The organism is Pseudomonas sp. NFACC42-2 (assembly GCF_900116055.1).
GTDB classification, from domain to species: domain Bacteria; phylum Pseudomonadota; class Gammaproteobacteria; order Pseudomonadales; family Pseudomonadaceae; genus Aquipseudomonas; species Aquipseudomonas marginalis.
This window is the reverse complement of the sequence record NZ_FOZO01000003.1, coordinates 644503-667480: the sequence shown is the minus strand read 5'-3', so window position 1 is coordinate 667480 and position 22978 is coordinate 644503. Positions and strand designations below refer to the sequence as shown.

Genomic DNA, 22978 nt, shown 5'->3' with positions numbered 1-22978 from the left:
AACCAACAGACATTAATCAATCCATATTTTTCACTTTTCATTTCTAAATGTGTCAGCCACTATTCTCGGTCTTACGCGAAACAAGCACTTAAAAAAGAACGCTGGAGACACAAACCCATGACTAGCCCTTCCCGGCCCGATTCTGCCCGTTCGAAAGTAGGTGCGGTATTCCGCGTTACTTCGGGCAACTTCCTTGAACAGTTCGACTTCTTTCTGTTCGGCTTCTACGCCACCTACATCGCTGCCGCGTTCTTCCCTGCCGCCAATGAATTTGCCTCATTAATGATGACCTTCGCGGTGTTCGGCGCAGGCTTCCTGATGCGCCCACTGGGCGCAATCATCCTCGGCGCTTATATCGATGACGTCGGTCGCCGCAAAGGGTTGATCGTGACCTTGTCGATCATGGCCAGCGGCACGCTGTTGATCGTGCTGGTGCCGGGCTATCACACCATTGGCCTGTGGGCACCGGCGCTGGTGCTACTGGGCCGCTTGCTGCAAGGCTTTTCGGCCGGTGCGGAGCTGGGCGGTGTGTCGGTGTACCTGTCTGAAATGGCCACCCCAGGCCGCAAGGGGTTCTACACCAGCTGGCAATCGGGCAGCCAACAGATCTCCATCGTGGTCGCCGCCGCCCTGGGCTATGGCTTGAACGTGTGGATGGAACCGGCGGTGGTTGCCGACTGGGGCTGGCGCATTCCGTTCGCCATCGGTTGCGTGATCATCCCCTTTATCTTTGTGTTGCGTCGCAACCTGCAGGAAACCGAAGAATTCGCCAACCGCAAGCATCGCCCGACCATGCGCGAGGTGCTGGCCACACTGGTGAAAAACTGGACCGTGGTCATCGGCGGCATGCTGATGGTGGCCATGACCACCACCGCGTTCTACCTGATCACCGTGTACGCGCCGACCTTCGGCAAGACCGTGCTGCAATTGAGCACCTCCGACGCGCTGCTGGTGACCTTGCTGGTGGCGGTGTCGAACTTTGTCTGGCTGCCGATCGGCGGCACCCTGAGCGACCGCTTCGGTCGCAAGCCGGTGCTGATCGCCATGACCGCACTGACGGTGCTCACGGCTTATCCGGCGCTGTCCTATGTGGTGAATGCACCGAGCTTCGCCCATATGCTGGAGACGCTGCTGTGGTTCTCGTTCCTGTACGGCATGTACAACGGCGCGATGATCCCCGCCCTCACGGAAATCATGCCGGTGGAAGTGCGCGTGGCGGGCTTCTCCCTGGCCTACAGCCTGGCGACCGCGATCTTCGGTGGGTTTACCCCGGCGATCTCCACCTGGTTCATCCACATCACCGAAGACAAGGCCTCGCCGGCCTATTGGATGATGTTCGCAGCGCTGTGCGCGCTGTGTTCGACCCTGGCGCTGTATCGTCGCGCCAATGCACGCGGGCAGGTGATGCAGGGGGCAGCGTGATGAAGCCACTGTTCAAGCCCCTGGCGGCCCTGGCCCTCGGTGCCCTGGCGCTGACGGCCCAGGCCGAGGAACTCAAGGTGATGACCTCCGGTGGCTTCACCGCCGCCTATAAACTGCTGGGCCCGCAATACGCCCAGCACAGCGGCGACACCCTCGATACCATCCTCGGCCCCTCCATGGGCAAGGCGCCGGAAGCGATTCCCAACCGCCTGGCCCGAGGTGAGCACGCCGACGTGGTGATCATGGTCGGCTACGCCCTGGATGACTTGATCAAACAAGGCAAGGTCGACCCGGCGTCCCGCGTAGAACTGGCCGACTCACGTATCGGTATGGTGGTGAAACAAGGTGCGGCCAAACCCGCGATCGGCACCGATGCCGAACTCAAGGCAGTGCTGAGCCAAGCCAAGTCCGTGGCGTATTCGGACAGCGCCAGCGGTGTGTATGTCGAGAAAGAGCTGTTCAAGAAGCTCGGCATGCCCGCCAAAGGCACCATGATTGAACGCCTCCCGGTGGCCGAACAGGTTGCCAAGGGCGATTACGAAGTGGGCTTGCAGCAGGTGGCGGAGTTATTGCCGGTGCCGGGTGTGACTTACGTCGGCAAGATCCCGGAAGACGTGCAATCGGTGACGCGCTTTGCGGCGGGCATTCCGGTCAATGCCGAACACCCTGCACAGGCCAAGGCGTTGTTGCAGTTCCTGGCCTCGCCCCAGGCACAACCGGTGGTGCAATCCACCGGCCTGGACTCGGTGGCACGCTGACCGAAACGGTATCTCCCTCCCCCACCGCTCCAATTCCAGCGCCGCCGACGGCCAGCTCCGTCCGCGGCGTTTGATCAAGCCCACATTACCCATCACCTGCGGTTCCACCCACGGCACACTCAGCCAAATGGGCTGCTCCGACGCCGGTATTGCGATCGACGGCAGCATCGACCCCCATCCCGCCTCCACCAGCCCGAAGTGCCCGGTCCACAGGGCTTGAGGCGAATGAACGAAAACCTTCGAAACAATTCAAAGCACTTCAATTTAGTATAAATTGCATGCCACTCAACAAGGCATTCAAGGAGGTTTCCCGTGGCAACTCTGCAAGCTCACACCATCCAGGCACTGCACACCCATCGCCCGACCCTGCTGACCGAATGGGTTGCCAGCCTTGAAGCTTCGGGGGCCACGCGTAACGTCAAGGCCGAAGACACCCGGCAGCAGGCCAACGACTTCCTCAACCTGCTGATCACGGCCCTGCAGCAAGGCGGTTCCCAGCCGGTCAACCATGAAAACTGGGCAGAAACCCGGGTATTCCTGGAAAAGCTCTCCCACAGCCGCGCCCTGGTCGGCCAGGACTCGCAACAGACCGCCAGCTTTATCTTTGCCCTCAAGGGCCCGCTGTTCGCGCTGCTGCAACGGGAATACGCCGAACAACCGACGCAACTGGCCGAACAACTCTGGGAAATCTCCGAGCTGCTTGACGCGCTGGGCATGCACACCATCCGTACGTTCCAGAAATCCCGTGAGTCGGTGATCAAGCGCCAGCAGGAAGAATTGCTGGAACTGTCCACCCCGGTGGTCAAGCTATGGGACGGCGTGCTGGCCCTGCCGATGATCGGCACCCTGGATTCGCAACGCACCCAGGTGGTCATGGAGTCCCTGCTGCAGCGCATCGTCGACACCGGCTCGGAAATCGCCATCATCGACATCACCGGCGTACCCACCGTGGACACCCTGGTAGCCCAGCACCTGTTGAAAACCGTTACGGCCATCCGCCTGATGGGGGCCGACTGCATCATCAGCGGCGTGCGTCCGCAGATCGCCCAGACCATCGTGCACCTGGGTCTCGACCTGCAAGGGGTGGTGACCAAGGCCAACCTGGCGGATGCCTTGGCGCTGGCCCTGAAACGCCTGGGCGTCACCATCAGCAAGGCTGTTTAAGCATGGAACGTATCCCTATTTTGCAGATGGGCGAATTCCTGCTCGTGACGATCCAGGTCGACATGCATGACCAGCTCGCGCTGACGCTGCAGGACGACCTGTCCGAGCGCATCAGCCGTACATCCGCCCGGGGCGTGCTGATCGACATTTCGGCGTTGGACATGGTCGACTCGTTTATCGGCCGCATGATCGGCACCATTTCCGGCCTGTCGCGCATCATGGATGCCCAGACCGTGCTGGTGGGCATGCAGCCGGCCGTAGCGATCACGCTGGTGGAACTGGGCATGACCCTGCCGGGCGTGGCGACCGCGTTGAACGTCGAGCGCGGCATGAAGTTGCTGCGTGACCGGGTAGATCACTCATGACCCAGGCCAGCAGTGGCACTCACCCGGTGCTCATCGAACAGGACGTAGTGCTGGCCCGACAATTGGTGCGCAAGCTGGCCCAGGAATGCGGCATGCGCCTGATCGACCTGACCAAGCTGGTCACCGCCGTCAGTGAGCTGGCGCGCAACACCGTGGTGTACGGCGGCGGCGGCCATATGGACTGGGCCGTGGTCGAAAAAGACCACCGCCCAGGCCTGCGCCTGACCTTTCGCGACGAAGGGCCGGGCATCCCCGACCTCAAGTTGGCGATGACCGACGGCTGGACCTCCGGCAGCGGCCTGGGCCTGGGCCTGACCGGCGCCAAGCGGTTGGTGGACGAGTTTGAACTGGACACCGCACCCGGCCAAGGCACCCGCGTGACGATTACCCGATGGGCCTGAATATTCCCAGTGCCCTGACCCAAGTGTTGTTGATCGAGGATGTCAGCCAGATCGGCCATGCCCGACGCACCGCGCAACAGTTGGCCGAACAATCGGGCTTCGACGAGACCGATGCCGGCCGCGTGGCACTGGTGGCCACCGAGCTGGCCAGCAATATCCTCAAGCATGCCGCCCATGGCCAATTGCATCTGCGCCTCACGGGTAACCAGGGCGTGGAGCTGATCGCCGTGGACCGTGGCCAGGGCTTTGACCTGGACAGTTGCCTGGTGGACGGCTTTTCCACCGGCGGTACCCAGGGCATTGGCATGGGCGCCATTTCGCGTGTGGCCCAGGTGTTCGACGTGTACGCCGATCAGCGCGGCACGGCAATGCTGGCGCGCCTGTATCCACGGGCATCGGCCAGCAAAGATATCCGCTACGGCGTCAGCCAGCATTCCCTGCACGACGACCCGGCCTGCGGCGATGCCTGGCACCTGGTGATCGAACCCGGCCGGTTCAGCGTGATGGTAGCCGACGGCCTGGGCCATGGCAGCGAAGCCGAACGCGCGGCGCAGGCCGGCGAAGCGGTGTTTGCCCAAGACGCCTTCTTCGACGCAAGCGAGCTGTTCAACGACCTGCATATCGGCATGAACGGCACCCGCGGCGCAGCCGTGGCCGTGGCGCAGTACGATGCCACGACCGACAGCCTGCGTTTTACCGGGGTGGGCAATATCGGCGCCAGCCTGATCGGCCCCGGCAAGTCCCGCGGGCTGGCGTCCCATCCCGGGATCGTCGGCGTGCAGTTTCGCAAGGCGCAGCCCTTCGACTACGCTCAAGTGGGTGGCCAGATGCTGATCCTCTACAGCGACGGCCTGCAGTCACGCTGGAACCTGGCGGACTATCCCGGGCTTTCACATCGCCACCCTGCCCTGATCGCCGCCGTCCTGCACCGTGATTTCTCTCGCGGCCGGGATGACGTTACCGTCTTTGTGATTGCCCTGGAGGCCACCGATGGCTGACACCACCGTTTCGCTTGAGGAGCAAGTGCGAACGCTTCGCCTGGAAGCCGATGCACTGCGCGCCGAACTGGACGAAACCAACCAGGGCGTATTGGCACTCTATGCCGAGCTGGATACCCAGGCCGACCAACTGCGCCAGGCGTCGGACCTGAAAAGCCGTTTCCTGTCGTACATGAGCCATGAATTCCGCACGCCCCTGGGCTCGATCCTGAGCATCACCAGCCTGCTGGTCGACGAACTCGACGGTCCGCTGAGCCCCGAGCAGCACACACAGGTCGGGTTTATCCGCAGCTCCGCACGCGAACTGCGCGAAATGGTCGACGACCTGCTGGACCTGGCCAAGATCGAGGCCGGGCGCATCACGATCTCGCCGGCCTGGTTCGACATGTTCGATCTGTTCTCGGCGTTGCGCGGGATGTTCCGCCCGATCGTCGATGCGACGTCGATGGACTTGATCTTCGAAGAGCCGATCGGCTTGCCCAAGCTGTACACCGATGACAAGAAGCTCGCACAGATCCTGCGCAACTTCATCTCCAACGCCCTGAAGTTCACGGTGCAAGGTGAAGTGCGAGTGTCGGCGCAGAGAGTGGGTGATCAGGAAATCCGCTTTGCCGTGCACGACACCGGCCTGGGCATTCCGGCCGAATTGCACAGCAACCTGTTCGAAGACTTTTCCCAGATCGATTCGCCGCTGCAAAAACGCCTGCGCGGCACCGGCCTGGGGCTGTCGCTGTGCAAACGCTTTGCCGAGTTGCTCGGAGGCCGCGTCGGCGTGGAAAGTACCCCAGGCGTGGGCTCGATGTTCTTCGTGATCATTCCTCTCTCTATTCCTGGCGGGCTTGTTGATGAACCGTGACATCCAACTGCTGATCGTCGACGACAACGCGGCGACCCGCTATGCCCTGCGCCGGCGCCTGGAGAACCATGACTACCGCGTGCTCGAGGCCGGCACCGGCCAGGAAGGGCTGGACCTGATCGCCAGCCAAAAGATCGACGGGCTGATCCTCGACGTCAACCTGCCGGACATGAGCGGCTTCGACATCGTACGCGGGCTGCGCGCCGATCCGGTCACGGCCTTGCTGCCGGTGGTGCACGTGTCGGCCGCCTCCATCGAGACCGGCGATATCATCACCGGCCTGGATGCCGGGGCCGATGCCTACCTGATCCACCCCATCGACCCCGATGTGCTGCTGGCGACCCTGCGGACCCTGCTGCGGGTGCGTGACACCGAATATGCGCTGCGCGAGAGCGAGGCGCGCTTTCGCGAAATATTCTTCAATATCAGCGCACCGATTGCGGTCATGGATGCACAGCTCAAGGTCCACGAATGTAACCACGCCTTCGCCCAGTTGATTCACGACAACCTCAACCCCGACGCCCTGCTGGAGTGCTTCGCCGCCGATCAACTCGGCGTGCTCCAGGAACTGTGCCAGCGCCTGGCTGCCGGCGAGCGCTGGAAGGGCACCCTGCAGATGAAGGTCGACGGCCAGATGCGGGAGACCGAATGGCAGGTTTCACCCTACCGCAGCGCCGAATTGAGCCTGGTGTTTGTCGAAGACGTCACCGAGCACCGCCACCGCGAGCGGCACCAACAGGCCGAGCTGGCCAACGCCGCCACCCAATTGGCACGTACCGAGGCGCAACTGTTGCAGGCGCAGAAGATGGATGCCCTGGGCAAGCTCACCGGCGGCATTGCCCATGACTTCAACAACCTGCTGACCGGGATCATCACCAGCCTGGAGCTGATCAAGAAACGCATCGAGACCCAGCGCACCGACAAGGTCATGGCCTATGCCGATGCAGCGTTGAGCTCGGCCCTGAGCGCCGCCGGCCTGACCAACCGCCTGCTCGCCTTCGCCCGCCAGCAACCGCTGGACACGCGGCCGATCGACATCAACGCGCATATCCGCTCCCTGGAAGAACTGCTGGTACGCACCATCGGTGAACATATCGCGCTGAAGCTGGAGCTGACCCACAACCCAGCCGTGGCGATGGTCGATCCGATCCAGCTGGAAAGTGCGGTGCTGAACCTGGTGATCAACGCCCGCGACGCGCTGCCCAAGGGCGGCACTGTCTGGGTGACGACTTACCCGGCCTACTCCAGTGGCAACCTGAAACTGGAAAATGGCGCCTACATCGCCCTGTCGGTGCGGGACAACGGTGTGGGCATCGAACACAGCGTCATCGACAAAGTCTTCGACCCCTTCTTCACCACCAAACCACTGGGCCAGGGTACCGGGCTGGGCCTGTCGACCATCTACGGGTTTGCCCGCCAGTCCGGCGGTGATGCACAAATCCGCAGTGTGACCCGCCAGGGCACCGAAGTGACCATCATGCTTCCCGCCGCCAGCGGGCCTGCCAGCATCGTGACCAAGCCTCTGGCCGCACCCGGCCAGAGCAAGGGCGAACATGTGCTGGTCGTCGAAGACATGCCTTCGGTGCGCAGCTTTGTCGCCGAAGTCCTGGCCGACGCCGGCTACCGTTGCAGCCTGGCCGCCAATGGTGACGAAGCGGTGGTCTGCCTGCGCAGCGACCCGAGCATCAACCTGTTGTTGACCGACGTCGGCCTGCCCTTTATGACCGGGCGCGAACTGGCAGACGTGGCACGCGAGATCCGCCACACCTTGCCGATCCTGTTCATGACCGGCTACGCGGAAAATGCCGCGAACCGGCAAAGTTTCCTCGGCGAAGGCATGGATCTGATTTCCAAGCCGTTCCATATCGATGAGTTGCTGGAAAAGATCCGTCGTGGGCTGGATGGGACGGCAGGCGAGGGTTAGAAGGGACAGGGGCACCACGCCACAAGGCACCTGCCTGGTGCCCGAAGGCGGCGGAAATCGGATGCCCGCCCAGCGCGAAAACCCACGGTAAAACGAAGCAGTATCGCGCAACGGCACAGGCGGCGAACCTGTCAGGAATGACAGTACCGCTGGTCCCGTGGCGCGTTGACGAGCAGTGGCTTCGGGACTTTGCTTATGGGTACCGCGACGAATCAGCAGCGGGGCACACCGGTTCGAGGACACCAAGAATGAGCGACAGACAGAACGGCACAGTGAAGTGGTTCAACGATGAAAAGGGTTACGGATTCATCACACCGGAGAGCGGCCCCGACCTGTTCGTCCACTTCAGGGCAATCGAGGGCAACGGGTTCAAAACATTGAAGGAGGGCCAGAAGGTCACCTTCGAAGCCGTACAGGGCCAGAAAGGCATGCAGGCCGATAAAGTCCAAATCGTGTCCTGACCCGCTTGATGCCCGCAGACATGCCTGCCCCGACGGGCCACCTATTGCACTGGAAAGGAGAACGGCCATGCCCAGGAAAACTCCACAGACTGCAATCTCCATCAGCAGCAAGACTGCCGCCTACGATGAGCAGGACATTTTCTTTCGCAGCGCCACCACCGCCCAGGGTGGCCGGCGGCTGCACGAGGGGCAGACGGTCACCTACGAATTGGTCAGGGGCCCGGGCGGCGACTGGCAGGCCGTCAATATCGAGATCGTGGACGAGTCGACACTGAACTAGCCCGCGCATGTCACTACAGCTGAAACCTTGCGACGGCTTCGTTCAAGGAAACGGCCAGCTGCGCCAGTTCTCGGCTCGATCCATTGATCTGCCCGGCGCCGGAAGAAGATTGTGCAGACAGGTCGCGAATATTGACGATATTGCGATCGACTTCCTTGGCCACCTGGGCCTGCTCCTCGGCGGCGCTGGCGATGACCAGGTTGCGCTGGTGGATCTGGTCGATGGAGTCGGTGATCTGGCTCAATGCGCCGCCCGCGCCCTCAGCCAATGCCAGAGTGTCGGTGGCACGCTGGGTACTCGACTGCATCGAGCTCAACGCGTCGTTGGACCCCGTGCGCATCGCGGTCACCATCTGGTCGATTTCCAGGGTCGATTGCTGGGTACGGTGGGCCAGTGCACGGACTTCATCAGCCACCACCGCAAAGCCACGCCCGGACTCACCGGCCCGCGCCGCCTCGATCGCAGCGTTGAGTGCCAGCAGGTTGGTCTGCTCGGCGATGGAGCGGATCACATCGAGCACCTTGCCGATATCCCGCGATTGCTCGGCGAGGTTCTGCACCAGGGTCGAGGTTTCGCCGATGTTGGTGCTCAGGGCTTGAATGGCGCTGACGGTTTCACCCACACGGTGCTGGCCTTCGCGTGCGGTTTCATTGGAAAGGCGAGTGGACTCGGAGGTGGACACCGCATTGCGCGCTACCTCATCCGCCGCCGAGGTCATCTCGTTGACGGCGGTGGCGGCCTGCTCGATTTCAGCGGTCTGCTTTTGCAGGCTGCGGCTGCTCTGGTCGGTGATACCGTTGAGGTCGGTGGCCGATGACGCCATCTGCCCGGCCGACTGGCGAATCAGTTGCAAGGTCCCGCGCAGGTTGGCCTGCATGGTCTTGAGTGCCACGAGCAGGCGCGTCACTTCGTCGTCGCCGCTCACGTCCACCGTTTGGGTCAGGTCACCTTGGGCAACGTTCTCGGCAGCCCGTACGGCATGACTGAGCGGGCCGACAATGCTGCGCGTGAGCAACCAGGCCAGCAGCACGGTGCTCAACCCGGCCACGATCACAAAGCCGAACACCATGGTGCGCGAACGGCCGTACTGCGATTCGGCCGCCTGGCCTTGCTGGTTGATCTGGGCGTTGTAGTAGTCGGCCAGGGCATTGAGTTGGGCCCCGGAGCCATCAACCACGGTTTTCATATCCACCAGCAACAGCTTGTTGAGCTCGGCGCCCTGCTGCTTGTCGGCAAGGATAAACGACTGCGCCAGCCCTTGCTGGTATTGGCGCAGCGAAACCTGGAACTGGTCATAGAGCGTGCGTACTTCGGGGGTGTCGATCACTGCATCGAGGTCGGCCAGCCGTTTGCTCAGGTCCTGGCTGCGGGTGTCCATCTGGCTACGGTATTGCGGGATGCTCGCCGGGTTCGGGTCCAGGGCCATGCGCAAAGAGATCGTACGAATGCGCAGCATGATTTCACGAATGTCCGCCACCAGCCGCATCTTCGGCACCAGCCCGCTTTCCACCTGCACCGCGCTGGCGCGGATGCTTGCCATGTTCGACAGTGCAAAAAACCCCAGCAGGGCCACGAGCAAAGCAATCAGGGCAAAACCCAGACCCGCACGGCGGGCGATGGACAGGCTGCGAAGGGACATTAGGGGGGACTCTCTTATTAGGGATACGATGTCGTACGAGAGTGTTTCGGCCGTTTGGATAAAGACTTGAGGGACGTACACCCAGGAAATGGGAAGTTATAAATATCAGTGAGTTATTTGCAGCGTCGCCGAGCATGATGCCCACGAGAATACTGGGAACACATCAAAGATGACGAAACGGAGTAACCCATGAACATCCGACCTATCCACACCGAACAGGATTACAAGGACGCGCTCAAGTCTGTCTCTGCGCTGTTCGACAACGAACCAGAACCCGGCACCCCGGAAGGTGATTACTTTGACGTAATGATCACGCTGATCGAGGCCTATGAAGCCAAACACTTTCCCGTAGACCTGCCCAACCCAATCGATGCCATTCGCTTCAGAATGGAACAGTCTGGCCTGTCGGCGGCTGATCTTATTCCCGCCATTGGCCGTCAGAATCGTGTTCATGAAGTGCTGAATGGAAAACGAGCGCTGACCTTGCCGATGATTTGGAAACTGCATGAGATGTTTGGTATTCCAGCAGAAAGCCTGATCAAGCCAGTAAGGCATGCTTGAAGACGGAATACGGTTGGTTGTGCCTGCTGGAAACAACCACTACGACCCTGTTTGCTGCTCGGAACGAGTAGCTTGCCCCCAAATCTCAGAAACGAAAAAGCCCCGTAGCTTATTCAGCTACGGGGCTTTTTCTATGTAATGGCGGAGAGATAGGGATTCGAACCCTAGGTACCGGTGAAGGTACAACGGATTTCGAATCCGTCCCATTCGGCCACTCTGGCATCTCTCCAACGGCGCGCATCATAACAGCCTGTTTCGTGGAAGCAAAGCTCAAACGAGATTTTTTTCCGTGCTATCAGATGCTTGCGTCGATTAAAGCGGCACGCCGAGACGCTTGGCGACTTCTTCGTAGGCTTCGATCACATCACCGAGGCCTTGGCGGAAGCGGTCCTTGTCCATCTTCTTCTTGGTGTCCTTGTCCCACAGGCGGCAGCCGTCCGGGCTGAATTCGTCGCCGAGGACGATGGAGCCATCGTGGAACACACCGAATTCCAGCTTGAAGTCCACCAGCAGCAGGCCTGCGTCGTCGAACAGCTTGCTCAGCACGTCGTTGACCTTGAGGGACAACTCCTTCATGCGTGCCAGTTGCTCGGCGGTGCCCCAGCCGAACGCCACGACGTGGGATTCGTTGATGAACGGGTCGCCCTTGGCGTCGTCCTTCAGGAACAGCTCGAACGTGTAAGGGTTGAGCTTGAGGCCCTCTTCCACGCCCAGGCGCTTGACCAGGCTGCCGGCGGCGTAGTTACGCACGACGCATTCCACCGGGATCATGTCCAGCTTCTTCACCAGGCACTCGTTGTCGCCCAGCAGTTTGTCGAATTGGGTCGGAATGCCGGCCGCTTCGAGTTTCTGCATGATGAAGGCGTTGAACTTGTTGTTCACCATGCCCTTGCGATCAAGTTGTTCGATGCGCTTGCCGTCGAACGCCGAGGTGTCGTTGCGAAACAGCAGGATCAGGCGGTTGGCGTCGTCGGTCTTGTAAACCGACTTGGCTTTGCCGCGGTAGAGTTCTTCACGTTTTTCCATGATGGGCTCCGCTTTGAGTGAGGTGGGCTAGGCGATATGTCGCCAGTCGAGCCCTGAATCTTGATCGGCCAGTTGCAGCCAGTCCGGGTCGCACCCGAGGGTGTCGACAAAACATTGCCGGGCAAGCGTCGGCAGGTTGTTCTTGCTGCTCAAGTGGGCCAGGACCAGGTGTTGCAGGTCTTGCCAGCCCAACTCATACACCAGGTACGCCGCCTGATGGTTGTTCAAATGTCCCAGTTCGCCGCCGACCCGTTGCTTGAGAAAGTACGGATAGTGACCGCGAGCCAACAGGTCTCGGCAGTGGTTGGACTCGATCATCAAGGCATCGAGGTTCCGGTAGCCGTCCAGTACCTTGGCGCAGTAGGAGCCCAGGTCGGTGAGCACGCCGAAACGCCGCTCTCCGTCACTGAATACATACTGCGTCGGTTCCTGGGCGTCGTGCGCCACGGCAATCACATCGATGCTCAGGGCACCGATTTGCAGCTGCTCGCCACCGGCCAGGAAACCTGCGGGTTCTATAGGTTTGCGCATCCCGCGCAGTGTGCCGCGACTGAGGTACACCGGAAGATTGTAGCGCCGAGACAGCAAACCCACGCCATGCACGTGATCGGCATGTTCGTGGGTCACCAGAATCGCGCTCAGCTGCGAGGGGTGAACCCCCAGGCGCAGCAGGCGCCGCTCGGTTTCCTTTAACGAGAAACCACAATCCACCAGCACGTACGTGTCGTCATGGGCGACCAGCGTGCCGTTCCCTTGGCTACCGCTGCCGAGAACGGCAAAACGCATCGGATCAGCCCAGGTTGTCCTGAATCACGCCCAACACCTTGCGCGCTGTTTCAGCCGGCGCCACGGTGTTGATGTTCTTCTCGACGGTGACCTGCACAGTCTCGCCAACCTTGCTCAAACGCACCTGATAACGCTCGGCGCGGGTCTCGATTTCTTCCTTGGTCGGCTTGCTGCCGAACAGTTTGCCGAAGAAACCAGGCTCTTCGTCTTTGCGCTCGGCCTTTTCAGCCACGTTGATGTAGTACAGGCCCAGGCTCCGGTTGATGTCTTCAACACGCCAAGGGCCTTGCTCCAACGCGCGGCCGACGCTGGCCCAGGCGCGATCCAGGTCTTCACCCAGGTTCAGCACCACGTTGCCGCTGCCGTCCTCGGTGAGGCTGACGCGGCTCGGGGTGTCGTAATCACGGGCGGCGAGCAGGGAAACGGAACCGCCCTTCTCGGAAATACGGCTCATGCTGGCCAGCATCTCGTCGACCAATGCCGAGTCGACACCGGTGTTGACCGAGCGGTTGGTGAAGTCGACGTTGGCGGTGCTGCCGGCTGGACGCTCGGCGCTGACCACATAGACTTCACTGGTGTTGCGCTGTACGCCCGGCTCGATGCGCACACGCACACGGGCTTCGCTGTCGGCGGCGACACCACCGGCCTGAAGGCGCTTGGCCATAGTGGCGGACAGCTCGCTGCCCTGCTGCCATGCCGTGGTAAATTCACCGGTCTGCGGGCGCTGCTCGTCGATGCGGAAACCGTTGTCCTGGAAGAACTGCACCGCTACCGGCCAGACTTCGGCAGGTGGGCGCTGCGCCACGATCCAACGCGAATCACCGCTCTTCTGCAGGCTGTAATCGCTGGCATCCGCTACGGCCGAGATCGGCTGTGGACGTGGCACGACGTATTCACCCTTGGTGGTGTCGTCGGCAACGTTGCGTGGAATCGGCAGCAACGGGTCAAGGCGCTTGGCGACGTTGACGTCCGGCGGCAGTTGCATCGGTTTGGTTGCTTGTGCTTCCAGGTAATCGCTGCCGCGGTCACGGAAGTAGCCTTCCGGGCCCCAGATCCAACCGCAGCCACTGGTGCTGGAGATAATCAAGGCAAGTGCGGAAAGTCCGGCCAATCGCTTCATGCGTAGTGCTTCCTCAATTAAACCAGGACGCCGGACTGGCGCAAGGCCTGTCGCAGCGGTTCGTGACAGGCTTCGCTGAGGCGGGTGAGCGGCAGACGGATACCGTCCGGCATCAGGCCCATCTCGAACAGCGCCCACTTCACGGGAATAGGGTTGGATTCGATAAACAGTGTCTTGTTGAGCGGCATCAGCTTCTCGTGGATCGCACGGGCGGTCACGGCGTCGCCGGCGATGGCGGCGGCACACAGGTCGCTCATGGCGCGCGGGGCCACGTTGGCGGTCACGGAGATATTGCCCTTGCCGCCCAGCAGGATCAGCTCGACAGCCGTGGCGTCGTCACCGGAATACAGCAGGAAATCGCTGCTCACCCCGGCCAGGATGTCCTTGGCGCGCTGCAGGTCGCCGGTGGCTTCCTTGATGCCGATGATGTTCGGCACGGTGGACAGGCGGATCACGGTCTCGGCCTTCATGTCGCACGCGGTACGACCCGGCACGTTATAGAGGATCTGCGGGATGTCGACGGCTTCGGCAATGGTGCGGAAGTGCTGGTACAGGCCTTCCTGGGTCGGCTTGTTGTAGTACGGGGTCACCAGCAGGCAAGCGTCGGCGCCGGCTTTCTTGGCGTTTCGGGTCAGCTCGATGGCTTCGCGCGTCGAGTTGGCGCCCGTGCCGGCGATCACGGCAATACGCCCCGCGACACGCTTGACCACGAATTCGATCACCTGGATGTGTTCTTCCACATCGAGGGTGGCCGATTCACCTGTGGTGCCGACCGCCACGATGGCATTGGTGCCTTCTTGCAGGTGGAAGTCCACCAGTTTGCCCAGGCTGTCCCAGTCGAGATGACCTTGTGCATCCATGGGTGTGACCAGTGCCACCATACTGCCCGCAATCATGCAACCGCTCCTGCCGGAAAAAGAGAGCCGTAATGGTACTGGCGCCAAGATGCTTGTACAAGCGAAGTACCGCCTGAGGATGCGTTCTGGCGCAACTAAACGACGGGCAATGCCATCATTGGGCCAAAGCACGGGTTGAGGCTGGGCAAAATCAGGCGGATCACGCAATGAAAACGCCACCTCCTATCCCTTGGCGACGCTTTTCGCTACCCTTCATGCTTTGATCGATACAGCCCTCACAGTATCGACCGCTCATCGTTTTAGGAAGGCTGCATGTCCACCCCCACAGTTCGCGAACAATTCCTTGTTATCAGTGCCCTCGGCGCCAACCCCATGGAGCTGACCAACGTCCTGTGCCGCGCCAGCCATGAAAACCGCTGTGCCGTGGTGACCTCCCGCCTGACCCGCCATGGCGAGTGCAGTGCGCTGGTCCTGCAGATTTCCGGCACCTGGGATGCCCTGGCGCGCCTGGAGACCGGCCTGCCGGGCCTGGCCAAGAAGCACGACTTCACCGTCAACGTGGTGCGCAGCGCCGCCCTGGAAAATCGCCCGCAGGCGCTTCCTTATGTGGCGTATGTCAGCTCGGCCTACCGCTCGGACATCGTCAATGAGCTGTGCCAGTTCTTCATCGACCACAACGTCGAACTGGAGAACCTGACCTGCGACACCTACCAGGCCCCGCAGACCGGCGGCACCATGCTCAACGCCACCTTCACCGTGACCCTGCCGGCCGGCGTGCAGATCAGTTGGCTGCGCGACCAGTTCCTGGATTTCGCCGATGCCCTGAACCTCGACGCGTTGATCGAGCCGTGGCGCCCACAGAACCCAATGTAAGGAAGTTTTTTCATGGCGGTAGTCATCGACAAACCCGTAGCCGATTTCGAAGCCCAGGCCACCAGCGGCCAGACCTTCAGCCTTGCCGCCCTCAAGGGCAAGCAAGTGGTGATCTACTTCTACCCGAAGGACAGCACCCCGGGCTGCACCACCGAAGGCCAGGGTTTCCGTGACCAGTACGCGGCATTCAAGGCCGCCAACACAGAGGTGTTTGGCGTGTCGCGCGACAGCGTGAAGTCCCATGAGAACTTCAAGGGCAAGCAGGAATTCCCGTTCGAGCTGATCAGCGACAAGGATGAAGCGGTCTGCCAGCTGTTCGATGTCATCAAGCTGAAGAAGCTGTACGGCAAGGAATACCTGGGTGTGGATCGCAGCACCTTCCTGATCGACAAGGACGGTGTGCTGCGCCAGGAATGGCGCGGCGTGAAAGTGCCGGGCCATGTGGACGCCGTTCTGGCCGCAGCCCAGGCGTTGAACAAGGCCTGATCTGTAGCGCGGATCACTGCGGCGATGAAGCAGTGATTCGCACCTCCCCTTACAACAACGGTGCCACCACCGGCTCCTGCCGCGGCCACGCATCCAGCACGGCCTTGAACAGCGTCGCCAGGGGAATCGCAAAGAACACCCCCCAGAATCCCCACAGTCCACCAAACAACAGCACTGCACAGATGATCGCCACCGGGTGCAGGTTGACCGCCTCCGAGAACAGCAGCGGCACCAGCACGTTGCCATCCAGGGTCTGGATGATGCCGTAGACCGCCATCAGGTAGATGAACTGGTCGCTCCAGCCCCACTGGAACAAGGCGATCAAGGTCACCGGCACTGTTACCACCACGGCACCGACATACGGCACCACCACCGAAATCCCCACCAGCAGTGCCAGCAAGGCGGCGTAGTTGAGGTCCAGTGCGATAAACGCGATGTAGGTAACGCCCCCGCAGATAATGATCTCGATGACCTTGCCACGAATGTAGTTGGCGATCTGCCGGTTCATTTCTTCGGCCACCCGGGTGATCAGCGCTCGTTCGCGGGGCAGATAGCCGCTCACCCAACGTCCGATCATGGCGCGGTCCTTGAGGAAGAAGAACACCAGGATCGGTACGAGCACCAGGTAGATCATGATGTTGACCAGCAGCGGCAGGCTGGACAGGGAAAAGGTCAGCGCCCATTGCCCGAATTTTCCGATTTCGCCCCGTGCCACTTCTATGGCCTGCAACACCTGCTCGTCCGACACCAGATGCGGGTAGCGCTCCGGCAACAGCAGCAACAGCGACTGCCACTTGGCGAGCATGCCCGGCAACTCGTTGAACAACGTGATCAGTTGGTGCCACAGCAGCGGCAATACCACGACGACAAACACCACCAGCAGCCCCATGAACAAGGCGAATACCAGGCCCACTGCCGCGCCGCCCGGCAAGCGTAGACGCTCCAGGGTGGTGACCAGGCCCTGCATCAGGTAAGCCAGCACCATCCCCGCCAGTACCGGCGCCAGCATGCCTCCCAAGGTGAGTACGGCCGTAAAGGCCAGAAACAGCAGGACCGCCAGCACCACGGCTTCTTCATCGGAGAAGTAGCGCTGGATCCAGTCTCGTAACACTTTGAACATCAATCAACCTCGGGTGGTAGGGGCAAACGGTTCAGGCCTTGCGCAACCAGTAACGGTACACACCGGCGACGTCTTCTTCATGCAACAGGGTATGGCCGGCCAGCTTGGCGAAGGTGCGGAAATCACGCTGGGAACCTGCGTCGGTGGCGATCACCTTGAGCACAGCGCCACTGGCCAATCGATTGAGTTCCAGCTTGGCCTTGAGCAGAGGCAACGGGCAATTGAGGCCGCTGGCATCGAGTTCGGCATCAAAGGCTACAGCGTCGGTCATGGTTTTACTCCGGGCACGCATTCGGGGTGCTTAGAATATCTGGTCCGAAGCTCAGTGTCCGGCTACAGTAAGCTCTTTGTCGAAAGGCTCTGTGCATGACTTTTTTGCGCCCCACCCTGCTGACGCTGGCTTGCCTGCTGGCCTCCCCAGGCTTCGCTGACGACCTGCCGTCACTTGGCGACGCCAGTTCTGCCATTGTCTCGCCGCAACAGGAATATCAGCTGGGCCGCGCCTGGCTGGCCTACCTACGGGGCCAGGTCTCGCAGTTGAACGACCCGCAGCTCAAGGATTACGTCGAAACGAGCGTGTACAAGCTGGTGGAAACCAGCCAGGTGAATGACCGGCGCCTGGAATTCATCCTGATCAACAGCCCGCAGCTGAACGCCTTTGCCGCACCCGGCGGTATCGTCGGCGTGAACGGAGGCCTGTTTCTCAATGCCCAGACCGAAGGGGAATACGCGTCGGTGCTGGCCCACGAACTGGCTCACTTGTCCCAGCGTCACTTCGCCCGTGGTGTCGAGGCGCAGCAGCGCATGCAGATCCCGATGATGGCCGCCCTCCTCGGCGGCATCATTGCGGCCGCCGCCGGTGCCGGGGATGCCGGGATCGCTGCAATCGCCGGCACACAGGCCGCGGCCATCCAGGAACAACGACGATTTTCTCGCCAGAATGAACAGGAAGCGGACCGTATCGGCATCGTCAACCTGGAGAAAGCCGGCTACGACCCGCGCTCCATGCCAACCATGTTCGAACGTCTGATGCGTCAGTATCGCTTCGACGCCAAGCCGCCGGAATTCCTGCTGACTCACCCGGTGACCGAATCGCGTATCGCCGACACCCGCAACCGCGCGGAACAGGCCAAGGCCGGCGGCAAGGAAGACAGCCTGCGCTACCAGCTGATTCGCGCGCGGGTACAACTGCAATACGAAGACACCTCCGGACTCGCCGCCAAGCGCTTCCAGGCGCAACTGGACGAAAATCCTAAAAACGACGTGGCGCGCTATGGCCTGGCCATCGCCCAGATCAAAGCCTCCCAGTTCAAACAGGCACGGGAAAGCCTGCAACCCTTGCTGGCCAAGGCGCCCAATGACATCACCTACAACCTGGCGCAGATCCAGTTGGACATCGACAACAACCACCTGCCCGATGCCCAGCAACGCACGGATCGGATGCTGACCCAATACCCCGGCAACTACCCGCTGAATCAGATTCGGGTAGATCTGTTGCTTAAACAGAATCGCACCGCCGATGCGGAAAAGGCCCTGGATGGCTTGCTCAAGTCGCGCCCGGACGATCCGGATGTGTGGTACCAGGTCGCCGAGACCCGTGGCTTGTCGGGCAATATCATCGGCCTGCATCAGGCTCGCGCCGAATACTTTGCTTTGGTGGGCGACTTCCAGCAGGCGATTCAGCAGTTGGACTTTGCCAAACGTCGCGCCGGCAGCAATTTCCCGTTGTCGTCACGTATCGATGCACGTCAGCGTGAGTTGATCGAACAGGAGCGCCTGGTTAAAGGCATGATGGGCTAAACCCATCGCCCACAAAAAAGCCCCGCCCTCGTAACACGAAGGCGGGGCTTTTTATTGGCCGGGTGGGTTACTCGGCCAGCTTGAAGGTAATGAAGCTGGCACGCCCCTGGCGAAGCACGCGCATCGATACCGAGCGGTTCTTCGGCAACGCCTTGGCGATGTCGGTGAACTGCTTGGTAGTCTCAATCGCCTGATTGTTCAGGTGAGTGATCACGTCGCCAGGCTGCAGGCCGATCAAGGCGGCCGGGCCGTCCTGCACTTCCTTGATCACCACGCCGCTCTTGAGATCGAAGGCTTTCTTCTGCTCGTCAGTCAGCTCGGCCACGGCAATGCCCAGGCGATTGCTGCTGCGCTCGGCGCCCGGCTTGGTATTACCCAGGGCATCCAGGGTCGCGCCCTCTTCAGGGATCGCACCCACGGTCAGCTCGACATTCTGGCGCTTGCCATCACGAATCACTTCCAGCTTGGCCTTGCTGCCGGCCTTGAGTGCGCCAACCAGGTGCGGCAGGTCGGCCGACATAATGATCGGTTGACCGTTCATGCTCAGGATCACGTCGCCGACTTGCAGGCCGCCTTTGGCAGCCGGGCCGTCGTCCTGGATTTGCGCGACCAGGGCGCCCGCCGGCTTGTCGAGGCCGAAGGATTCAGCCAGGTCCTTGTTCACTTCCTGAATGACCACGCCCAACCAGCCACGGCTGACCTTGCCACCGCTTTTCAGCTGATTGGAAACATCCATGGCCACGTCGATAGGAATGGCGAACGAAACCCCCATGAAGCCACCGGAACGGGTGTAGATCTGCGAGTTGATCCCCACCACTTCGCCCGCCAGGTTGAACAACGGGCCACCGGAGTTGCCCGGGTTGATCGGCACGTCGGTCTGGATGAACGGCACATAGTTCTCGTTCGGCAGGCTGCGACCAATGGCACTGACGATACCCTGGGTGACGGTATGGTCAAAACCAAACGGCGAGCCGATGGCTACCACCCACTGCCCCGCCTTCAGGTCCTGGGACTTGCCCAGCTTCAGCACCGGCAGGTCCTTGCCCTCGATCTTCAGCAAGGCCACATCGGAACGCGGATCGGTGCCGACCAATTTGGCTTTCAGCTCACTGCGATCAGCCAGGCGCACAAGGATCTCGTCGGCGTCGGCAATCACATGGTTATTGGTGAGGATGTAGCCATCTGGCGAGATGATGAAGCCCGACCCCAGGGACTGCGCTTCACGCTGGCCACCACCGCCACCACGGGGCGCACGCGGTTGTGGCATGCCACGCTCGAAGAACTCGCGCAGCATCGGCGGCAGGCCTTCCAGGTCAGGCATCTGCTGGTTGGAGACTTTGCGATCCGGCAGCTTCTGGGTGGTACTGATATTCACCACGGCAGGCGAGGCTTGCTCAACCAATTGGGTGAAGTCAGGCAACTCGACCGCTTGCGCGGGCACGGCCTGACCCAGCACCAATACCGTGGCGACTATGGATAGGTAAGACTTCAAACGTGGTATCGACATACAGCTCCCGTTACGACGAGCAGGGTTGAGCGACAGGGTTCAAGAAACGCCGAAAACTGCGAACGACATCTTTGTTCCGCGAACTAAACAAGGCCAGGGCCAACAAGCCCTGACCTATAAAAAACATGGGAGATTTTTGCAAGTGAAAATGCTGATCCAGACATTTCATGCTCTCGGCAGCCAACCTGGCATGGGCGTACTGTGAAAGATCTGGATGAACATAGGATTAACGACTCACGGCTTGGGGGTGGCCTTTTTTTCACCGCGCACCGACAGTGCGATACGTTCGGCGGTGCCAATAGGTATTTCGCCGACGACCGTCACCATCATTTCGCCATCCACCGTATTCAAGCGACGAGATACAGCAACCGTGGGGCCTAATTGGGTGCGAGTCTCGGTCACGCTCACATCGCTGATCGGTTCGAGAAACACCGAGAAGCGCGCCAGTCCATCTTCATACATCAGGCTGTCGACCGTGGCCTTGGTATGGGGATCCTTGCGGGCGCTGTTATTGGTCAGCTGAAAGCCTGGCGGCAACCACTCCAAGTGCCACGCCTCGGCGGCCTCTACGGCCGCTGCCTTGGTGTCGCCGACGGCGATGGAGGTGCATTCGCCGCTGGGCTGCAAGTCGCGATCATTGGGTGTGGTGGAGGTGTCCAATCGAGTGAACTGAAAGCGCTCCAGCAATTGTCCTTGATCATTCAGCAACAAGGATTTGAGCGGCAGCGCAGTTTCACGATCAAGATGCAGCTCAAAACCGTAGCGGTATTGATCACGGGGCGTAATCGACACAATCACTGCATTGCGACCGGCCACGCGAGATTTTCCGATAACGGCCAGTTCGTAGAATTGATTGAGTCTTTGCGGATCGAGGGCGCGCGAGGGTGCATCACGCGAATTGCCAAGGCCGGCGACAAGAGCGCCGCTGACGCACTGAGTACGACCGTCTACACGAACGACTTCCTGGGCAGAACCATCGAGCTGCAAGAGCCGCTCACGGACCTGGCCATTCTGGACACGATGCCAGATGTCATGGGTAGAAAAACTACCATTACGTTCGTAGACAAACGTACCTTGAAAACTTTGCTGCTGCTCAGCACGCCCAAGTCGAGTCAGCCAGTCTTGGGCTTCATCGGCATGGGCGGGGAGTGCAAACCAACCACTGAGCAATAACGTAAGGAGCGGTATGGCGCGCATAGGGCTCCTTAACGGATCAGCGGTTTTCCAGGCTTGCAGCGCGAGCGTATGGCAGAGCGCTTTCAGTGCCTTTCAAGGCGGATTCCTGTGCGTGTTGGCGCAGGTAGCCTGGAAGACGCTGGTCCTGCCAGCCGGATTGCCCTTGCAGCACACCGTTGGCCATAGGGCCGGTGGTGTCTGAGCTTTCCTTGTAACCGGCCAGTACCGCTGGGCCTTTGACTTGCGGACCGGCCATGACCGGTTGCTGAGTCTGCTGGGCCAGTTCGGCACCGGCGATTTCGTCCTGGTTGTACAGGCGAACACCGGCCAGCACTGCAACAGTCACCGAGGCAGCCACTGCCAGGCGACCCAGGCTGCGCCAAGGGCCACGAGCAGCTTTTGCCGGAACGGCTTCATCAGCCAGCGCGGCAGAAACGGCCGCAGCAATATCCAGACGAGGGATTAGAAGATCCTTGTGCATCACCGCCCGAGCGACTTGGTAACGAGACCAGGTATCACGGGTTTCGGCATCATCAAATGCGTTGAGCACTCGACGAAGTTCCAGTTCATCCGCTTCGTTATCCATCACTGCGGACAGCGATTCCTGCAGGGCATCACGACTCATGGCGGTTCCTCTCTTGGCTGTCGCCGCTGTCTTTAGTTTTCCTGCAACAACGGTTGCAAGGCTTTATCGATGGCTTCCCGGGCCCGGAAAATCCGTGACCTTACAGTCCCCACCGGACACTGCATGACGCTCGCAATGTCTTCGTAACTCAGACCATCGAATTCACGTAAAGTTAACGCCGTACGCAAATCTTCTGGCAGTTGCTGAATTGTGCGATGAACGGTGCCTTCGATCTCGTCGCGCAGCAATGCACGCTCCGGCGACTCGAGATCTTTGAGGCCGTGATCACCATCGTAAAATTCTGCATCTTCTGAACTTACATCGCTATCCGGTGGGCGGCGTCCGCGAGACACCAGATAGTTCTTCGCCGTGTTGATGGCGATGCGGTAGAGCCACGTGTAAAACGCACTATCACCGCGGAAATTGCCCAGTGCACGGTACGCCTTGATAAAGGCTTCCTGTGCAACGTCCTGCGCTTCATGGGTGTCGTGCACAAACCGCACGATCAACCCGAGAATTTTGTGCTGGTATTTCAGCACTAGCAGATCAAATGCTCGCTTGTCACCGCGTTGAACGCGCTCGACCAGCTGCTGATCCTCTTCCTGGGTTAGCATGAACACTCCTCGTTGTACTTGAAGGAGGCTTGCATAACTAAACGATCAGGCTTGCAAACATAGACTCGGACTTTTCGCAAAAGTTCTCCCCCTTCAAGCAAGTTTCCGGCATGCACTGATTTGGCACACACGAAAAACGCAGCGCGGGCAACGCCGGCT

General features: G+C 60.7%; 25 protein-coding genes, 1 tRNA gene and 2 pseudogenes. 14 read left to right on the top strand and 14 right to left on the bottom strand.

Annotated features, from left to right (window positions below):
* The first annotated feature begins 117 nt into the window (after nucleotides 1-117).
* Entirely contained in the window at nucleotides 118-1422 is a 1305-nt protein-coding gene (locus BM416_RS10460) for an MFS transporter (protein ID WP_092487925.1), read from the top strand.
* Nucleotides 1422-2180 carry a substrate-binding domain-containing protein gene (locus tag BM416_RS10455; RefSeq protein WP_092487922.1) on the top strand — a complete coding sequence of 253 codons (759 nt, stop codon included), beginning with the start codon at nucleotides 1422-1424 and terminating at the stop codon, nucleotides 2178-2180. The genes BM416_RS10460 and BM416_RS10455 overlap by 1 nt, the downstream gene beginning before the upstream one ends.
* On the opposite strand, the pseudogene BM416_RS30825 reads toward BM416_RS10455, so the two are convergent.
* Nucleotides 2175-2378: pseudogene (locus BM416_RS30825) on the bottom strand (LysR family transcriptional regulator); the annotation flags it as partial. The gene BM416_RS10455 and the pseudogene BM416_RS30825 sit on opposite strands and share 6 nt — an antisense overlap.
* 114 nt (nucleotides 2379-2492) lie before the next feature.
* Between BM416_RS30825 and BM416_RS10445 the strand changes: the two are divergent.
* The 8 genes from BM416_RS10445 to BM416_RS10410 all read left to right on the top strand — a co-directional run bounded on the left by BM416_RS10445 (nucleotide 2493) and on the right by BM416_RS10410 (nucleotide 8629).
* A complete protein-coding gene (locus tag BM416_RS10445; RefSeq protein ID WP_092487919.1) occupies nucleotides 2493-3344 on the top strand; it encodes an STAS domain-containing protein in 852 nt (283 codons plus the stop codon).
* 2 nt (nucleotides 3345-3346) lie between these two features.
* Nucleotides 3347-3709, top strand: a complete 363-nt coding sequence (locus BM416_RS10440) for an STAS domain-containing protein (RefSeq protein ID WP_027604299.1) — start codon at nucleotides 3347-3349, stop codon at nucleotides 3707-3709.
* Nucleotides 3706-4110: an ATP-binding protein gene (locus tag BM416_RS10435; protein WP_027604300.1), complete on the top strand. Its 405-nt coding sequence runs from the start codon at nucleotides 3706-3708 to the stop codon at nucleotides 4108-4110. The genes BM416_RS10440 and BM416_RS10435 overlap by 4 nt, the downstream gene beginning before the upstream one ends.
* The gene (locus BM416_RS10430; protein WP_092487915.1) at nucleotides 4101-5108 is read left to right on the top strand and encodes an ATP-binding protein; all 1008 of its coding nucleotides are present in this window, start codon (nucleotides 4101-4103) and stop codon (nucleotides 5106-5108) included. The genes BM416_RS10435 and BM416_RS10430 overlap by 10 nt, the downstream gene beginning before the upstream one ends.
* Nucleotides 5101-5964 carry a sensor histidine kinase gene (locus tag BM416_RS10425; protein WP_092487912.1) on the top strand — a complete coding sequence of 288 codons (864 nt, stop codon included), beginning with the start codon at nucleotides 5101-5103 and terminating at the stop codon, nucleotides 5962-5964. The genes BM416_RS10430 and BM416_RS10425 overlap by 8 nt, the downstream gene beginning before the upstream one ends.
* Nucleotides 5954-7888, top strand: a complete 1935-nt coding sequence (locus tag BM416_RS10420) for a response regulator (RefSeq protein ID WP_092487909.1) — start codon at nucleotides 5954-5956, stop codon at nucleotides 7886-7888. Before BM416_RS10425 ends, BM416_RS10420 begins: the two co-directional genes overlap by 11 nt.
* A 248-nt stretch (nucleotides 7889-8136) precedes the next feature.
* Nucleotides 8137-8349: a cold-shock protein gene (locus tag BM416_RS10415; RefSeq protein ID WP_027604304.1), complete on the top strand. Its 213-nt coding sequence runs from the start codon at nucleotides 8137-8139 to the stop codon at nucleotides 8347-8349.
* 67 nt (nucleotides 8350-8416) lie between these two features.
* A complete protein-coding gene (locus BM416_RS10410) occupies nucleotides 8417-8629 on the top strand; it encodes a cold-shock protein (RefSeq protein WP_092487906.1) in 213 nt (70 codons plus the stop codon).
* Nucleotides 8630-8642: 13 nt separating this feature from the next.
* Here BM416_RS10410 and BM416_RS31130 read toward each other — a convergent pair whose 3' ends face one another.
* Together BM416_RS31130 and BM416_RS31125 are read right to left on the bottom strand one after the other, a co-directional pair.
* Entirely contained in the window at nucleotides 8643-9452 is an 810-nt protein-coding gene (locus tag BM416_RS31130; RefSeq protein WP_371856053.1) for a methyl-accepting chemotaxis protein, read from the bottom strand.
* 48 nt (nucleotides 9453-9500) lie between these two features.
* Nucleotides 9501-10268 (bottom strand): annotated as a pseudogene (locus tag BM416_RS31125) (MCP four helix bundle domain-containing protein); the annotation flags it as partial.
* A 189-nt stretch (nucleotides 10269-10457) separates the two neighbouring features.
* Between BM416_RS31125 and BM416_RS10400 the strand changes: the two are divergent.
* On the top strand, nucleotides 10458-10829 hold the full coding sequence (locus tag BM416_RS10400; protein ID WP_092487900.1) for a helix-turn-helix domain-containing protein: 372 nt from the start codon (nucleotides 10458-10460) through the stop codon (nucleotides 10827-10829).
* 139 nt (nucleotides 10830-10968) lie between these two features.
* Here BM416_RS10400 and BM416_RS10395 read toward each other — a convergent pair.
* The 5 genes from BM416_RS10395 to dapA form a co-directional block, all read right to left on the bottom strand.
* Nucleotides 10969-11058: transfer RNA gene (locus BM416_RS10395), tRNA-Ser, on the bottom strand.
* An 83-nt stretch (nucleotides 11059-11141) separates the two neighbouring features.
* Nucleotides 11142-11855, bottom strand: coding sequence for a phosphoribosylaminoimidazolesuccinocarboxamide synthase (purC, locus tag BM416_RS10390; protein WP_027604309.1), 714 nt, complete (start codon nucleotides 11853-11855; stop codon nucleotides 11142-11144).
* Nucleotides 11856-11882: 27 nt separating this feature from the next.
* Complete coding sequence (locus BM416_RS10385) at nucleotides 11883-12641, bottom strand: MBL fold metallo-hydrolase (RefSeq protein ID WP_027604310.1); 759 nt, start codon at nucleotides 12639-12641, stop codon at nucleotides 11883-11885.
* A 4-nt stretch (nucleotides 12642-12645) separates the two neighbouring features.
* The gene (gene bamC, locus BM416_RS10380; protein ID WP_027604311.1) at nucleotides 12646-13761 is read right to left on the bottom strand and encodes an outer membrane protein assembly factor BamC; all 1116 of its coding nucleotides are present in this window, start codon (nucleotides 13759-13761) and stop codon (nucleotides 12646-12648) included.
* A 17-nt stretch (nucleotides 13762-13778) separates the two neighbouring features.
* Nucleotides 13779-14657, bottom strand: coding sequence for a 4-hydroxy-tetrahydrodipicolinate synthase (dapA, locus tag BM416_RS10375; protein ID WP_065928210.1), 879 nt, complete (start codon nucleotides 14655-14657; stop codon nucleotides 13779-13781).
* Between the two features lie 273 nt (nucleotides 14658-14930).
* Between dapA and BM416_RS10370 the strand changes: the two genes are divergently transcribed.
* The gene (locus BM416_RS10370) at nucleotides 14931-15491 is read left to right on the top strand and encodes a glycine cleavage system transcriptional repressor (protein ID WP_003172487.1); all 561 of its coding nucleotides are present in this window, start codon (nucleotides 14931-14933) and stop codon (nucleotides 15489-15491) included.
* 12 nt (nucleotides 15492-15503) lie between these two features.
* Complete coding sequence (locus BM416_RS10365) at nucleotides 15504-15977, top strand: peroxiredoxin (protein WP_065928211.1); 474 nt, start codon at nucleotides 15504-15506, stop codon at nucleotides 15975-15977.
* A gap of 49 nt (nucleotides 15978-16026) precedes the next feature.
* On the opposite strand, the gene BM416_RS10360 is transcribed toward BM416_RS10365, so the two are convergent.
* On the bottom strand, nucleotides 16027-17097 hold the full coding sequence (locus BM416_RS10360; RefSeq protein WP_027604314.1) for an AI-2E family transporter: 1071 nt from the start codon (nucleotides 17095-17097) through the stop codon (nucleotides 16027-16029).
* 31 nt (nucleotides 17098-17128) lie between these two features.
* On the bottom strand, nucleotides 17129-17368 hold the full coding sequence (locus tag BM416_RS10355) for a sulfurtransferase TusA family protein (RefSeq protein ID WP_003172483.1): 240 nt from the start codon (nucleotides 17366-17368) through the stop codon (nucleotides 17129-17131).
* A 95-nt stretch (nucleotides 17369-17463) separates the two neighbouring features.
* Between BM416_RS10355 and BM416_RS10350 the strand changes: the two genes are divergently transcribed.
* Entirely contained in the window at nucleotides 17464-18897 is a 1434-nt protein-coding gene (locus BM416_RS10350; protein ID WP_027604315.1) for a M48 family metalloprotease, read from the top strand.
* 67 nt (nucleotides 18898-18964) lie between these two features.
* Here the strand turns inward: BM416_RS10350 and BM416_RS10345 are convergent, their stop codons facing one another.
* The 4 genes from BM416_RS10345 to rpoE form a co-directional block, all read right to left on the bottom strand.
* Nucleotides 18965-20404: a DegQ family serine endoprotease gene (locus tag BM416_RS10345; RefSeq protein WP_065938892.1), complete on the bottom strand. Its 1440-nt coding sequence runs from the start codon at nucleotides 20402-20404 to the stop codon at nucleotides 18965-18967.
* A gap of 234 nt (nucleotides 20405-20638) precedes the next feature.
* Nucleotides 20639-21601: a MucB/RseB C-terminal domain-containing protein gene (locus BM416_RS10340; protein ID WP_092487898.1), complete on the bottom strand. Its 963-nt coding sequence runs from the start codon at nucleotides 21599-21601 to the stop codon at nucleotides 20639-20641.
* A gap of 16 nt (nucleotides 21602-21617) precedes the next feature.
* Nucleotides 21618-22205, bottom strand: coding sequence for a sigma-E factor negative regulatory protein (locus BM416_RS10335; RefSeq protein ID WP_003172479.1), 588 nt, complete (start codon nucleotides 22203-22205; stop codon nucleotides 21618-21620).
* 32 nt (nucleotides 22206-22237) lie between these two features.
* Nucleotides 22238-22819, bottom strand: coding sequence for an RNA polymerase sigma factor RpoE/AlgU (gene rpoE / locus BM416_RS10330; RefSeq protein WP_003172477.1), 582 nt, complete (start codon nucleotides 22817-22819; stop codon nucleotides 22238-22240).
* Nucleotides 22820-22978 lie beyond the last annotated feature (159 nt).